At 71.6% G+C, this 13,655-nt stretch carries 12 protein-coding genes; 1 reads left to right on the top strand and 11 read right to left on the bottom strand.

Features of this window, described 5'->3' with window-relative positions; translation table 11 throughout:
* Positions 1 to 30: 30 nt before the first annotated feature.
* The 9 genes from IM725_RS17940 to IM725_RS17980 form a co-directional block, all read right to left on the bottom strand.
* Positions 31 to 699 (bottom strand): HAD family hydrolase, encoded by a 669-nt coding sequence (locus IM725_RS17940; protein WP_193782008.1) that lies wholly within the window; start codon positions 697 to 699, stop codon positions 31 to 33.
* A 51-nt stretch (positions 700 to 750) separates the two neighbouring features.
* A complete protein-coding gene (locus IM725_RS17945; RefSeq protein ID WP_287065165.1) occupies positions 751 to 1,167 on the bottom strand; it encodes a YchJ family protein in 417 nt (138 codons plus the stop codon).
* The gene (locus tag IM725_RS17950) at positions 1,164 to 2,291 is read right to left on the bottom strand and encodes an acyl-CoA dehydrogenase family protein (protein WP_193782009.1); all 1,128 of its coding nucleotides are present in this window, start codon (positions 2,289 to 2,291) and stop codon (positions 1,164 to 1,166) included. Before IM725_RS17950 ends, IM725_RS17945 begins: the two co-directional genes overlap by 4 nt.
* A 73-nt stretch (positions 2,292 to 2,364) precedes the next feature.
* Positions 2,365 to 3,546 (bottom strand): acetyl-CoA C-acyltransferase, encoded by a 1,182-nt coding sequence (locus IM725_RS17955; RefSeq protein ID WP_193782010.1) that lies wholly within the window; start codon positions 3,544 to 3,546, stop codon positions 2,365 to 2,367.
* Between the two features lie 23 nt (positions 3,547 to 3,569).
* Positions 3,570 to 5,387, bottom strand: coding sequence for a bifunctional isocitrate dehydrogenase kinase/phosphatase (aceK, locus tag IM725_RS17960; protein ID WP_193782011.1), 1,818 nt, complete (start codon positions 5,385 to 5,387; stop codon positions 3,570 to 3,572).
* Between the two features lie 9 nt (positions 5,388 to 5,396).
* Positions 5,397 to 6,050: a carbonate dehydratase gene (gene can, locus IM725_RS17965; protein ID WP_193782012.1), complete on the bottom strand. Its 654-nt coding sequence runs from the start codon at positions 6,048 to 6,050 to the stop codon at positions 5,397 to 5,399.
* A gap of 28 nt (positions 6,051 to 6,078) precedes the next feature.
* Positions 6,079 to 7,260: an isovaleryl-CoA dehydrogenase gene (locus tag IM725_RS17970; protein ID WP_193782013.1), complete on the bottom strand. Its 1,182-nt coding sequence runs from the start codon at positions 7,258 to 7,260 to the stop codon at positions 6,079 to 6,081.
* A gap of 20 nt (positions 7,261 to 7,280) precedes the next feature.
* Entirely contained in the window at positions 7,281 to 7,742 is a 462-nt protein-coding gene (locus IM725_RS17975) for a PaaI family thioesterase (RefSeq protein ID WP_193782014.1), read from the bottom strand.
* A 49-nt stretch (positions 7,743 to 7,791) separates the two neighbouring features.
* The gene (locus IM725_RS17980; protein WP_193782015.1) at positions 7,792 to 8,202 is read right to left on the bottom strand and encodes a MerR family transcriptional regulator; all 411 of its coding nucleotides are present in this window, start codon (positions 8,200 to 8,202) and stop codon (positions 7,792 to 7,794) included.
* Between the two features lie 97 nt (positions 8,203 to 8,299).
* Here IM725_RS17980 and IM725_RS17985 point away from each other — a divergent pair, with 97 nt between their 5' ends.
* Entirely contained in the window at positions 8,300 to 9,355 is a 1,056-nt protein-coding gene (locus tag IM725_RS17985; RefSeq protein WP_193782016.1) for an MBL fold metallo-hydrolase, read from the top strand.
* A gap of 18 nt (positions 9,356 to 9,373) precedes the next feature.
* On the opposite strand, the gene IM725_RS17990 is transcribed toward IM725_RS17985, so the two are convergent.
* Together IM725_RS17990 and IM725_RS17995 are read right to left on the bottom strand one after the other, a co-directional pair.
* Positions 9,374 to 12,757, bottom strand: a complete 3,384-nt coding sequence (locus tag IM725_RS17990) for a PAS domain-containing protein (protein ID WP_193782017.1) — start codon at positions 12,755 to 12,757, stop codon at positions 9,374 to 9,376.
* A gap of 27 nt (positions 12,758 to 12,784) precedes the next feature.
* Positions 12,785 to 13,655 (bottom strand): M48 family metallopeptidase (locus IM725_RS17995; protein ID WP_193782018.1); only part of this gene is annotated, 871 nt, incomplete at its 5' end.

Here is a 13,655-nt window from a genome sequence, read left to right on the forward strand (position 1 = left end):
GGCTCGGTTCGTCCATGGTCGGCTCGGGCTTCAGTCGTCCAGCATCGCCGGCAGGTGCTGCAGGGCGGTGAAGATGCGCTGGGCACCCGCCCGCTGCAGCGCCTCGGGGGCGTCGTGCCCGGCCTCGGGCGGGCAGTAGCCGAACACCGTCGCGCCCGCGGCCACGCCGGCCGTCACGCCGGTCACGGTGTCTTCCACCACCAGGCAGCGCGCCGGGTCCGCGCCGATGCCGGCGGCCGCCGCGAGGTACACGTCCGGGGCCGGCTTGGAACGCGGCGTCTCGTGGCCGCTGTAGACGCGGCCCTCGAAGAAGGGCCACAGGCCACAGCGCTGCAGCTGCAGTTCGACCTTGAAGCGGTCCGCCCCCGAAGCGACGGCGATACGGCCCTGCAGGCGCGCCGCGATGGCCTCCACCGCCTGCACCGCGCCGGCGATGGGCTGCACCTCGCGGGCCAGGCCCTCGTTGCGGCGCTCGCGGAAGCGCGTCATCCATTCCTCGGTCAGCGGCTGGCCGGTGCGCGCCTCGATCAGGCCGGCCTCGTCCTTCACCGCCTTGCCGACGAAGATGCGCATGCATTCCTCGCGGCTGAGCTTCCAGCCCAGTTCCTCCAGCATGTCGCGCAGCACGCCGTTGGTGATGCGCTCGCTGTCCACGAGCACACCGTCGCAGTCGAAGAGAACGGCATCGAAACGGGGCATGCGGCCATGGTAGCGCAGGCCATCGCGTGCCGCTTCCGGACGCGTGCGGGTTCAGGCGCCCGCGTCGCCCGGCGCGGCGGCGAGGTAGTACCAACGCCCGCCTTCGCGCACGAATCGGCTGCATTCCTCGATCCGCCCGGCCGGGCCGCCGCCGGCGCGGAAGCGCGCCACGAAGCGGACCTCGGCATGGTCCGCGTCCAGCGCGCGATGGCCCTGCACCGTGAGCCCCAGCCACTTCACGCCGCCCTCCTCGATCGCACGGGCCGGGCGGGTGGACGGGTGCCAGGTCGCCAGCAGGTAGGCCTCGGCCCCGCGGGTGAAGGCCGTGTAGCGCGAGCGCATGAGCGACTCGGCGTCCGGGGCGGCCTCGCCGCCCTCGATGAAGCGGCCGCAGCAGGCGGCGTACGCCAGCGGCCGGCCACAGGGGCAGCCGCCAGCCGGCGTGGCGGTTCCGGCGGCGCGGCTCACAGCGCGCGCTGGATGAGGATCTTCTGCACGTCCGAGGTGCCCTCGTAGATCTGGCACACACGCACGTCGCGCCAGATGCGCTCGACCGGGAAGTCGCTCACGTAGCCGTAGCCGCCCAGGGTCTGGATCGCCGCGCTGCAGACCTGCTCGGCCACCTCGCTGGCGAAGAGTTTGGCCATGGCGGCCTCCTTCAGGCAGGGCCGGCCGGCGTCACGCAGCGCCGCCGCGTGCCACACCAGCTGGCGCGCGGCCTCCAGCTGCGTCGCGCAGTCGGCCAGCCGGAAGCCCACCGCCTGGTGGTTGAAGATCGCCGTGCCGAAGCTCTCGCGTTCCTTGGCGTAGCGGATCGCCACCTCCAGCGCGCTGCGCGCCATGCCGATGCTCTGCGCCGCGATGCCGATGCGCCCGCCCTCCAGCGCCGACAGCGCGATGCGGTAGCCCTCGCCCTCCTCGCCGATGCGGTGGTCCACCGGGATGCGGCAGCCCTCGAAGCGGATCTGCGCCGTGTCGCTGGAGTGCTGGCCGACCTTGTCCTCCAGCCGCGCCACGGTGTAGCCCGGCGTGCGCGTGGGCACGAGGAAGGCGCTGATGCCCTTCTTGCCCGCCGCCTTGTCGGTGACCGCGACGACGATGGCGAGGTCGCCGTTCTTGCCGCTGGTGATGAACTGCTTGACGCCGTCGATCACGTAATGGTCGCCCTCGCGGCGGGCCGTGGTGCGCAGCGCCGAGGCGTCGCTGCCCACGTGCGGCTCGGTCAGGCAGAAGGCGCCCAGCATCTCGCCCTGGGCCAGCGGCCGCAGCCACTTCGCCTGCTGGGCCGGGCTGCCGTAGCGCATCAGGATGGCGTTGACCGGGCAGTTGGTCACGCTGATCGCGGTGCTGGTGCCGCCGTCACCGGCGGCGATCTCCTCCAGCACCAGGGCCAGCGTGAGGTAGTCCAGCCCGGCGCCGCCGAGTTCCTCGGGCACGCAGATGCCGTAGGCGCCCAGCGCGGCCAGCCCTCGGTGGGCCTCGCGCGGGAAGCAGTGCTCGCGGTCCCAGCGGGCCGCGTTTGGCCACAGCTGCTCCTGCGCGAAGGCGCGCACCGCGTCGCGGATCATTTCCTGGTCGGTCGTCAAAAGCATGGGGGGCTCCGGGGCCGCGAAGGGCCGGGCAGCGCCACGGCACCCGCCGGGGTGCCGTGGCAGGGGACGGGGTTCAGAGCAGTTCGATCGCGACCGCCGTGCCCTCGCCGCCGCCGATGCACAGCGTGGCGATGCCGCGCTTGAGGCCGCGGGCCTGGAGCGCGTGGATCAGCGTGACCATGATGCGCGCGCCCGAGGCACCGATGGGGTGGCCCAGCGCGCAGGCGCCGCCGTTGACGTTGACGATCTCGTGCGCCACCTTCAGTTCGGCCATGAGCGCCATGGGCACCACGGCGAAGGCCTCGTTCACCTCCCACAGGTCCACGTCGGAGACCTTCCAGCCGGTCCTCGCGAGCAGCTTCTGCACCGCGCCCACCGGGGCGGTCGTGAACCAGCCCGGCTCCTGCGCGTGCATGGCGTGGCCGACGATGCGGGCGATGGGCTTGCTGCCGGTGCGGCTGGCGGTGGACTCCTTCATCATCACCAGCGCGGCCGCGCCGTCGTTGATGCTGGAGCTGGAGGCGGCGGTGATGGTGCCGTCCTTCTTGAAGGCCGGGCGCAGCGTGGGGATCTTGTCGAGCTTGACCTTGCCCGGGCCCTCGTCGATGGCGACCACGCGCTCGCCGGCGCGGTCCTTCACGGTCACCGGGGTGATCTCGGTGGCGAAGGCGCCGCTCTCGGTGGCCTTCTTGGCGCGGGTGACCGAGGCCACGGCGAAGGCGTCCTGCGCCTCGCGCGTGAACTGGTACTTGGCCGCGCAATCCTCGCCGAAGGTGCCCATGGCGCGGCCGGGCTCGTAGGCGTCCTCCAGGCCGTCCAGCATCATGTGGTCGTAGACCTTGTCATGGCCCATGCGGTAGCCGCCGCGGCCCTTGAGCAGCAGGTAGGGCGCGTTGGTCATGCTCTCCATGCCGCCAGCCACCATGATCTCGTGCGAGCCGGCCAGCAGCATGTCGTGCGCGAACATGGCGGCCTTCATGCCGGAGCCGCACATCTTGGACAGGGTCACGGCGCCCGCGCTCTTGGGCAGGCCGGCCTTGAAGGCGGCCTGGCGCGCCGGGGCCTGGCCCTGGCCGGCCATCAGGCAGTTGCCGAACAGCACCTCGCCGACGGCGTCGCCGGGCACGCCCGCGCGCTCCAGCGCGGCGCGGATGGCGGCGCCGCCCAGGTCGTGCGCGGCCAGCGCGCTGAAGTCGCCCTGGAAGGCCCCCATGGGGGTGCGGGCGGCGCCGGTGATGACGATGGAATCGGTCATGGTGATCTCCTTGGGACAGTGGTTCAGTGAACGGGAAAGCGCCGTTCGCGCTCGTAGGGGAAGACGTCGAGCACGTCGCCCGACAGGATGCGTTCCTTGTGGCCCTGCCAGAAGCCGGGCTCCAGCAGGTCGGCGTGGTGCTTCATGAACACCTCGCGCACCGCCGGGTGGCCGAGCAGGAAGGGGCCGAAGGTCTCCGGGAACACGTCGCGCGGGCCGACGAAGTACCAGGGCTCGCCCGCCATCTCGTCCTCCTCGCAGCGCGGCGGCGGCACCGCGCGGAAGTTGCAGCCGGTGAGGTACTCGATCTCGTCGTAGTCGTAGAACACGACCTTGCCGTTGCGGGTGACGCCGAAGTTCTTCCACAGCATGTCGCCGGGGAAGATGTTGGCGGCCACCAGGTCCTTGATGGCGTTGCCGTACTCGACGACCGCGCGCTCCACCTGCGCCAGGGCCTGCTGCGCCTCGGGCGTGCCCGGCTGCGCGCGCAGGGCCTCGAAGGCCTCCTGCAGGTAGATGTTGAGCGGGATCATGCGGCGCTCGATGTAGAGGTGCTTGAGGATCACCTCCTCCTCGCCGTCGCCGTCGCGGTCGCTGATCTCCAGCAGGCTGGGCGCGAAGCGGCGGATCTCCTCCACCAGCTCGTCCTCGAAGCGCGCGCGCGGAAAGGCGACCTCGCTGTACTCCAGCGTGTCGGCCATGCGGCCCACGCGGTCGTGCTGCTTGACCAGCAGGTACTTGGCCTGCACGTCCTCGCGCGTGGTCTCCTTGGGCGCGGGGAAGCGGTCCTTGATCAGCTTGAAGACGTAGGGGAAGGACGGCAGGTCGAACACCAGCATCACCATGCCCTTGATGCCGGGCGCGATGCGGAAGCGGTCGCTGGAATGCCGCATGTGGTTGAGGAAGTCCCGGTAGAACAGGGTCTTGCCCTGCTTGGCCAGGCCCAGCGCGCTGTAGATCTCGGCGCGCGGCTTGCGCGGCATCAGCGCGCGCAGGAATTGCACGTAGGCCGCCGGCACCTCCATGTCGACCATGAAGTAGGCGCGGGCGAAGGAGAACAGCGAGAGCAGGTCGTCCTCGCCGATCAGGCAGGCGTCGATGCGCAGCCGGCCGTCCTCGCCGTGCAGGATGGGCAGCGCGAAGGGCAGCTCGTTGAAGCCGTTGATCACCTTGCCGACCAGGTAGGCGCCCTTGTTGCGGTAGAAGAGCGAGGACAGCACCTGGATCTGGAAGTTGGCCCGCAGCCGGGTCGGCGCCAGGCGCGCGCCCAGCGCCGCGACCACCCGCTGCGCATCGCGGGGCAGGTCCTCGAAGGGCCGCTGCAGCCGCATGTTGTCGACGATGCGCACCAGGGTGTCGACCAGGCTCTCCCGCGTGGGGTAGTAGGAGCGGTAGGTGGGCGCCGCGGCCGGCTCGTCGTTCTCGATGTACTCCGTGCTCACCGCGGGCCGCACGAAGATGAAGTCGTTGTGGAAGTGCGTGCGGTGCAGGATCTTGGTGGTGACCGAGTTGAAGAAGGTCTCGGCCAGCTCCGGCTGCAGGTGGTCCACCAGCAGCCCGATGTAGTGCAGCTTGACCTGCTGCCACACGTCCATGGGCTGCTCGCCGGCGCGGAACTCGGTCTCCAGGCGGCGCACGGCTTCGCGCACCCGCAGGTCGTAGAACTGGATGCGCTCGCGCTGGGCCCGTTGCTGGGCGTGCCAGTCGGCGGCCTCGAAGCGCTGCTTGGCCGCCGCCGACTCGGCACGGAACAGCCGGTAGTGGCGGTTGAAGCCGTCCAGCAGCGCCCGCGCGACCTCGTAGGCGAGCGGCGAATCCAGGCGCTGCGGAAAGACCGCCATGGGCTTGCGCTAGCGGCGGGCCGCCACCACGCCCTCCATGGCCGCCCGGTAGGCCGGGGCGATGCCGTCGTGGCTGGCGACCGACATGTGCAGGTCCTGCAGCAGGCCGTCGTGCACGCCGAAGGTCCAGCCGTGGATGGTGACCTTCTGGCCCTTGGCCCAGGCGTCCGTCATCACGGTGCTGACGGAGATGTTCACCACCTGCTCGATCACGTTCAGGTCGACCAGGGCGTCGCCGCGGTGCGCCTCGGGCAGCGCCTCCAGCATGTCCCAGTGGCGGTCGCGCACGTCCTGGATGTGGCGGATCCAGTTGTCGGCCAGGCCCACGCGCTGGTTGTTCAGCGCCGCCATCACGCCGCCGCAGCCGTAGTGGCCCACGACCATGATGTGCTGCACCTTCAGCATGTCGACCGCGAACTGGATGGCCGAGAGCGCGTTCAGGTCGGAGTGCACCACCACGTTGGCGACGTTGCGGTGCACGAACACCTCGCCCGGCTCCAGGCCGGTGATCTGGTTGGCGGGCACGCGCGAATCGCTGCAGCCGATCCACATGAACTTGGGCGTCTGCTGCTTCACCAGGCTGGTGAAGAAGCCGGGACGGTCCTTCTCCATCTGCGCAGCCCAGGCGCGGTTGTGGGAGAAGAGGTCGTGGATGGTGGTCATGTCTGGATTGTCGCCGCGCCGCGCGGGCTCACATGGTTTCGGCGAACAGCTCGCGGCCGATGAGCATGCGGCGGATCTCGCTGGTGCCCGCGCCGATCTCGTAGAGCTTGGCGTCGCGCCACAGGCGGCCCAGCGGGTACTCGTTGATGTAGCCGTTGCCGCCGAAGATCTGGATGCCCTCGCCCGCCATCCAGGTCGCCTTCTCGGCGCACCACAGGATGACGGAGGCGCAGTCCTTGCGCACCTGGCGCACGTGCTCGCTGCCCAGCATGTCCAGGTTCTTGCCCACCGTGTAGCAGAACGCGCGGCCGGCCTGCAGCACCGTGTACATGTCGGCGACCTTGCCCTGGATGAGCTGGAACTCGCCGATGCTCTGGCCGAACTGCTTGCGGTCGTGGATGTAGGGCACCACGTTGTCCATGACGGCCTGCATGATGCCCAGCGGTCCCGCGGCCAGCACCGCGCGCTCGTAGTCCAGCCCGCTCATCAGCACCCTGGCGCCGCCGTTCACCTGGCCCAGCAAGTTGGCGGCCGGCACCTCGACGTTGTCGAACACCAGCTCGCCGGTGTGGCTGCCGCGCATGCCCAGCTTGTCCAGCTTCTGCGCGATGGAGAAGCCCTTCATGCCCTTCTCGACGAGGAAGGCGGTCACGCCGCGCGCGCCCAGTTCGGGCTCGGTCTTGGCGTAGACCACCAGCGTGTCGGCGTCCGGGCCGTTGGTGATCCACATCTTGCTGCCGTTGAGCAGGTAGTAGCCGTTCTTCTCCTCGGCCTTGAGCTTCATGCTGATCACGTCGCTGCCGGCGCCCGGCTCGCTCATGGCCAGCGCGCCCACGTGCTCGCCGCTGATCAGCTTGGGCAGGTACTTGCGGCGCTGCGCGTCGGTGCCGTTGCGCTTGATCTGGTTCACGCACAGGTTGGAGTGCGCGCCGTAGGACAGGCCCACCGAGGCGGAGGCGCGCGAGATCTCCTCCATCGCGACCATGTGCGCCAGGTAGCCCATGCCCGCGCCGCCGAGTTCCTCGGGCACGGTGATGCCCAGCACGCCGATCTCGCCCATCTTGCGCCACAGGTCCATGGGGAACTGGTCGCTGCGGTCGATCTCGGCGGCGCGCGGCGCGATCTCGGCCTGCGCGAAGTCGCGCACGGCCTCGCGCAGGGCGTCGATGTCCTCGCCGAGCTGGAAGTTCAGGCCGGGAAGCTGGTGCATGGGGGGTCTCCTGGTGTCGTTCAGTTCCGCACGCCGTCGCGTCCGGTGATGGTCATCTCGGTCGCCGTCATGGTGGCGATGAGCTTCTCGCGGCCTTCGTCGATCGCGAAGGCCCGGCCCTCGACCACGGTGATGGTGCGGCCGGGCTTGGCCACCAGCCCTTCCATGCGGAAGCGCTGGCCGCGTCCCGGGGCGAGCAGGTTGATCTTGTATTCGATGGTGAGGATGCCGGCGTCGGCCGGCATCAGGCTGAAGGCCGCATAGCCGCAGGCGGAGTCCAGCGCGGTGGCGATCATGCCCGCGTGCAGGAAGCCGTGCTGCTGGGTCAGGCGGGCGTCGAAGGGCAGCTCGATCACGGCCCGCCCCGGGGTCACCTCGGCCAGGGTCGCGCCCAGCGTCGCCATGGCCGCCTGCAGGCCGAAGCTCTCGCGCACCCGCCGCTCGAAGTCGGGCGTGGCGGGCTGGAAGGCGGTGTCGGCCATGGCGTCCCTCGATTGACGTTTACGTAAACGTCAATTATGCCGCAGCGGCTCAGGCCGCCTGCCGGCCCTTCTCGATGCGGGCCAGCAGGGAGCGGGCTTCCTTCTCGTGCACCTTGACCTCGTCCAGGTTGGCCTGCAGGTCGGCCATCTGCTCTTCCAGCTGCTTGCGGTGCTGGGCCAGGATGGCCAGGAACTTCCGCAGCTGCGGCCCGGTGTCGCGCGGGCTGTCGTACATGTCGATGATCTCGCGCGCCTCGGACAGCGACAGGCCCAGGCGCTTGGCGCGCAGGGTGAGCTTGAGGCGAGTGCGGTCGCGCGCCGAATAGATGCGGTTGCGCCCGCCGGGGCCGCTGCGCTCGGGCTGCAGCAGGCCCATGTCCTCGTAGAAGCGCATCGCCCGGGTGGTGAGGTCGAACTCGCGGGCGAGGTCGCTGATGGTGTACGTGGGTGAAGTCGCCATGGGGCCTTGCGCGTGGGGGACAGCGCACGCGTGGCGCCGCCCTAGAATGGCGATTACATATGACGTTTACGTCAACGTCAATCAGGATCCCCGCCCCATGAATGCCCTGGAACAACGACTGCAGTACCCGTTCGGGGACGCCCTGCCCGCGCCCGGCCAGACCCTGGAGGTGGCCGAGGGTGTGCGCTGGCTGCGCATGGGCCTGCCCTTCGCGCTGGACCACATCAACCTCTGGCTGCTGCGCGACCGCATCGACGGCCGCGAGGGCTGGACCGTGGTCGACTGCGGCATCAGCCGGGACGAGACCCAGGCCCTGTGGGAGCAGATCTTCGAGAAGGAGCTCGGCGGCCTGCCGGTGCTGCGCGTGATCGTCACGCACATGCACCCGGACCACGTCGGCCTGGCCTGGTGGCTGTGCGAGCGCTGGAACGCGCCGCTGTGGATCAGCGCCACCGACTACTACGCGGCGCGCGAGGCCTCGCGCTCCACCACCGGCAACGGCGGCCCGGCGACCGCGGACTTCTTCGAGGCGCACGGCCTGCGCGACGCGGACTCGCTGGAGAAGATCCGCGCCCGCACCAGCTACTACCCGAGCATGGTGCCGCGCGTGCCGCGCCAGTTCCGCCGCCTGCAGGACGACCAGGTGGTGGAGATCGGCGGCCGCGGCTGGCACTGCATCGCCGGCTTCGGCCACGCGCCGGAGCACATCGCGCTGCACTGCCCGCAGGCCCGCCTGCTGATCAGCGGCGACATGCTGCTGCCTCGCATTTCCACCAACGTGAGCGTGTGGGAGCTGGAGCCCGAGTCCAACCCGCTGCAGGCCTTCCTGGCCTCCATCGACCGCTTCGCGGGCATGCCGGAAGAGACGCTGGTGCTGCCCTCGCACGGCAAGCCCTTCCACGGCATCCGCGAGCGCCTGTCGCAGCTGCACACCCACCACGCGGAGCGCCTGGTGGAGGTCGAGGAGGCCTGCGCACGCACGCCGCAATCGGCGCACGACGTGCTCCCGGTGCTGTTCAAGCGGCCGCTGGACCTGCACCAGATCACCTTCGCCATGGGCGAGGCCATCGCCCACCTGCACATGCTGTGGTTCGCGGGCCGCCTGCGGCGGATGCAGGACGCCGCGGGCACCTGGCGCTTCGCACCGGCCTAGGGCCGGCGCGGGCGGCGCTCAGGCGCGGCCGGCCTCGGCCACCGCGTCCCAGGCCGGGGGGGCCTCCGGCAGCGAGAAGTAGACCGTGGTGCCCCGGCCCGGCGCCGACGATGCCCAGACCCGGCCCAGGTGGCGCGCCACGATGCGGCGCACTGTCGCCAGGCCCACGCCCGTGCCCGGGAATTCGGCCTCGGTGTGCAGGCGGTGGAAGGCGTTGAACAGCTTGCCTGCGTAGGCCATGTCGAAGCCGACGCCGTTGTCGCGCACGAACCAGGCCTGCTGGTCCGGGTCATGGCCGAACTCGATGCGCGCCTCGGGCACGCCGGCGCTGAACTTCCAGGCGTTGCCCAGCAGGTTCTCCAGCACCACGCGCAGCAGCCGCGGATCGCCGGGGGTGGCGAGCCCGGGCTGGACCTGCGCGTGCACGACGCGCTCCGGCTGCGCCATGCGCAGCGCCTCCAGCGTGTCCTCCGCCGCGGCGCTCAGGTCGACCGTGGTCCACTCCAGGGGCGCACGCGTCACGCGTGAGAGCGAGAGCATGGCCTCGATCTGGCGCTCCATCTTGTGCACGCCGGCCAGGATGCGCGCGAGGTAGTGCTGCACGCGCGGGTCGTCCTGGCCCAGGCGGCCCTGCAGCGCCTGGCTGAAGCCGGCGATGGCGGCCAGCGGCGCCCGCAGGTCGTGCGAGACCGAGTACGAGAAGGCTTCCAGCTCCTGGTTGGAGGTGCGCAGCGCCGCCTCGATGGCCTTCAGGCCACTGACGTCGGCGTCGATGCCGACCCAGGACACCAGGTTGCCGGCTTCGTCCAGGATGGGCGTGGCCCGGTAGGACATGGTGTGCCAGTGGCCGTCACGCCCCAGGAAGCGGCGCGTCCCCGAGTACGGGGCGCGGCTGCCGCGCGAGCGCTCCCAGTTGGCGATCACGGCGTCGCGGTCTTCGGGATGCACCGCCTGCAGCCAGCCCAGCCCCAGGGAGTCGGCCGGGCTGCCGCCCACCAGCGCATACCAGGCCCGGTTGAGGAAGGTGACTGCGCCGCTTGCGTCGGTGTTCCACACCACCTCGGGCGCCTGCTCGGCCAGGGCGCGGAACAGGCGCTCCTGGCGCGACAGCTCGGCGGTGCGCTCGGCGATGCGCTGCTCCAGCCCGGCGTTGAGCTCGCGCACCTGGGCCAGCAGCTGCGCATTGCGGATCGCCACCGTCGCCAGCTGGGACAGCTCCAGCGCCACCGACAGGTCGCGCTCGTCGAACTCGCCCTCGTGCTTGCCGGTGATCTGCAGGCTGCCGATGACGCGCCCGTCGGCGCCGCACAGGGGCAGCGTCATCGCCTGGGCATCGGCCAGCGGCAGCCCGGGCGGCAGGTCCGTGCGCAGCCGCGCCTCGCGCGCGCCCAGCACGCGCCGCACCTGGCCGCAGAGCTCGTCGACCACGCCCTCCACGGTGGGCCGCGCGGTGATGGTGGGCGCGGCCTCGGCGGCGCGCTGCAGCATCAGCGAGAAGCGCTGCATGGCCTGTTCGCCCGCCCGCAGGGCCTGCTCCTGCAGCTTGCGCTCGGTCACGTCCTGCACCACGCCGGAGAGCCAGGTCGGCTCGCCCGCCGCGTCCAGCCGGGGCTTGGCGATCTCGTGCATCCAGGCCAGCCGCCCGTCGGGGCGCAGCACGCGGTACTCGGTCTCCACCAGCCGGCCCTCGCGCAGCGCGGCCAGGCGCGTGGGCGCGAACAGCCCGCGGTCCTCGGGGTGCATATGGCGCAGGAAGGAGCGGCGGCTGAAGTCGAAGGTCGTGGGGTCCATGCCGAACAGCACGAAGACCTCGTCCGACCACCACAGCCGCCCGCTGACCGGGTCCTCTTCCCAGTGGCCCATGCGGCCGATGCGCTGGGCTTCCTCCAGCTTGGCGCGGGCCTCCTCGAGCTCGCGCAGGTGGCCCAGCTGCTCGACCTCGAGCCGCCGCTTCTCGGTCAAGTCGGTGAACACCACCAGGCCGCCGACAGCCGGCGGGCCGCCGCCGATCGGCTGCCAGCTGCACTGCACCAGCCGGCCCTCGGGCACCTGGGCATTGCGCAGGAACACCAGCGCCTGCCCGGTGCCGCCGGCGGCCGCGAGCGCCAGCGGCGTGGCCGCCGCGGGCAGCGGTGTCTCGCCATCCGGCCCGAAGAAGCCCAGGGCCTGGAACCAGCCCGTCCCGGGCGCCTCCGCGACCTGCGGGAAGAGCTGGCCCGCGGCCCGGTTCGACAGCAGGCGCTCACCGTCGGGGCCGACCGCGAGCAGCGCCTCCTGCATGCTGTTGAGCACCAGGTCCAGCAGCCCCAGGGTGTGGTGGCTGCGCTGCAGCTCGGCCTCCAGGGCCTCCTGCCGGCCCTGCAGCGAATCGGCCAGGCGGTTGAAGGCGGCACCTATGCGCGACAGCTCCATGCGGCTGTCCTCGTGCATGGGGACGCGGGCGCCCAGGTCGCCCTGCTCGAAGGCATGCACCGCGCGCAGGATCCGGTCGGTGGGGCGCAGGATGAAGCGCCCGCCCAGCCACCAGGCCAGCAGCAGCATGGCGGCCAGCGTGAGGCCGGCGGCGGCGGCCACGTCCCGCATGCGCTGCGCCGCGCCCACGCCCAGCAGCGGCCGCGCCAGGCCCACGCGCACCACCAGGCCGTCGCCCTGCACCTGGCGGGTCTGGCCGAAGGCGTAGACACGCCGTTCGCCCGCGGCGTCGCGGACCTCGGCCTCGCCCGAGAGCGGGGGCAGCACCGGCGACAGCGTGGAGGGCGCATCGCCCTCGCCCGCCGGCCAGGCCATGAGCAGGCGCCCCTGCCGGTCGGACACCGCCACGTCGGCGTCGGGCGGCAGGCGCACGCCTTTCATCTGGTCGGCCGCCTGCTCGAGGTTGGCCAGCGCGAAGAGCACGCCGGTGACGCGCCCGCCGTCGACCAGCGGCAGCGCGAACGGCAGGCCGCGCAGGCCCGAGACGCGGCCGGTGACGGGCTGGCCCATGACGAAATCGCCGCTGGCCAGGGCGCGCTGGAAGTAGTCGCGCCCGGCGGCGCTGGTGGGCCCGCTCTGGGCTTCCAGCGCATGGCAGACCACGTGGCCGTCCGGCGCGGCCAGGCCGATGTTGGTGTAGACGCCGTAGCGGTCCCGCAGCTGGCGGAAGAAGGCCTGGCAGCCGCTGCCGCTGCCCGCGCCCAGCCCGGGCACGGCGGCGATGGCCCGCAGCAACTGTTCGGTCGCCGTGATCAGGCGGTCCTCGTTGGAGGCCAGCAGCGAGGCGGAGAGCCGCAGCTGGGCGCGGGCCAGCTCGGCGGCCGCGTGGCTTTCGCGCAGGGCGACCCAGAGCGACAGCCCGCCCACCGGCAGCAGGGCGGCCGCCACCAGCACGACCAGGCGTTCGCGGAGTGTGAGTCGACCCTGCATCGACAGCCTGCGGGCGCGTTCAGCCGGCTACCAGGGCGGCAGCGGCTCTTCGCGCAGCTGTCCGCGCAGGCGGGCGTAATCGGGCACCACGGTCGCCACGGTTTCCCAGAAGCGCGGGCTGTGGTCCATCACGCGCAGGTGGCTGAGCTCGTGGGCGACCACGTAGTCGATCACGGCCATGCGGAAGTGCACCAGGCGCCAGTGCAGCCGGATGCGGCCGTCCGAGTGCGCGGTGCCCCAGCGCGTGCCCGCGTTGGACAGCAGCAGGCGCGTCCAGCGCACGCCGAGCTGGGCGGCGAAGTGGTCCAGGCGCTCGGTGAAGATGCGCGTGGCCTGGCGCATCAGCCAGGCCTGCACCGCGTCGCGGATCTGGGCCTCGCTGGCCGTGTGCGGCAGGCCCACGTGGAGCATGTGGCGGGCCACGCCCGGCAGGGCCTCGCCGGCCGTGTTCAGCACCGCGCCGGCGCTCGCATGGCGCGGGTCCAGCACCACGATCACGTTCTCGCCCAGGAAGGGGAAGCTGGCGCCGTCGCGCCACTCGATGCGGGCCTCGTCCATGCGGCGGCGGCGATCGCTGGCGTCGCCCAGCTTCTTCAGGATCCACGGCGCCTTGGACTGCACCGCCGCGTCGACCTCGGACAGCGGCACCCAGTTGGGCGCGCTCACCACCAGCCCCTCGGGGCCGACCATAAAGCCGATGTTGCGGCGGCGCGCGCGCTTGAACTCGAAGGCCACCACCGAGGCACCGAGGGCGGCCTCGCGGTTGGCACGCGGATGGCGGAAGGCCGCGGGCTCCAGGATCTGGTCCAGCCGCGGCTGCGGCACCACCGGGCCCGCCGTGGGCGGCGCGACGGGACGGCTGCGCCGCGGGGGCGCGGGCGGCGGGGTCCTGGTCTTG

It is taken from the genome of Ramlibacter aquaticus, assembly GCF_015159745.1.
In the GTDB taxonomy this organism is placed as follows: Bacteria; Pseudomonadota; Gammaproteobacteria; order Burkholderiales; family Burkholderiaceae_C; genus Ramlibacter; species Ramlibacter aquaticus.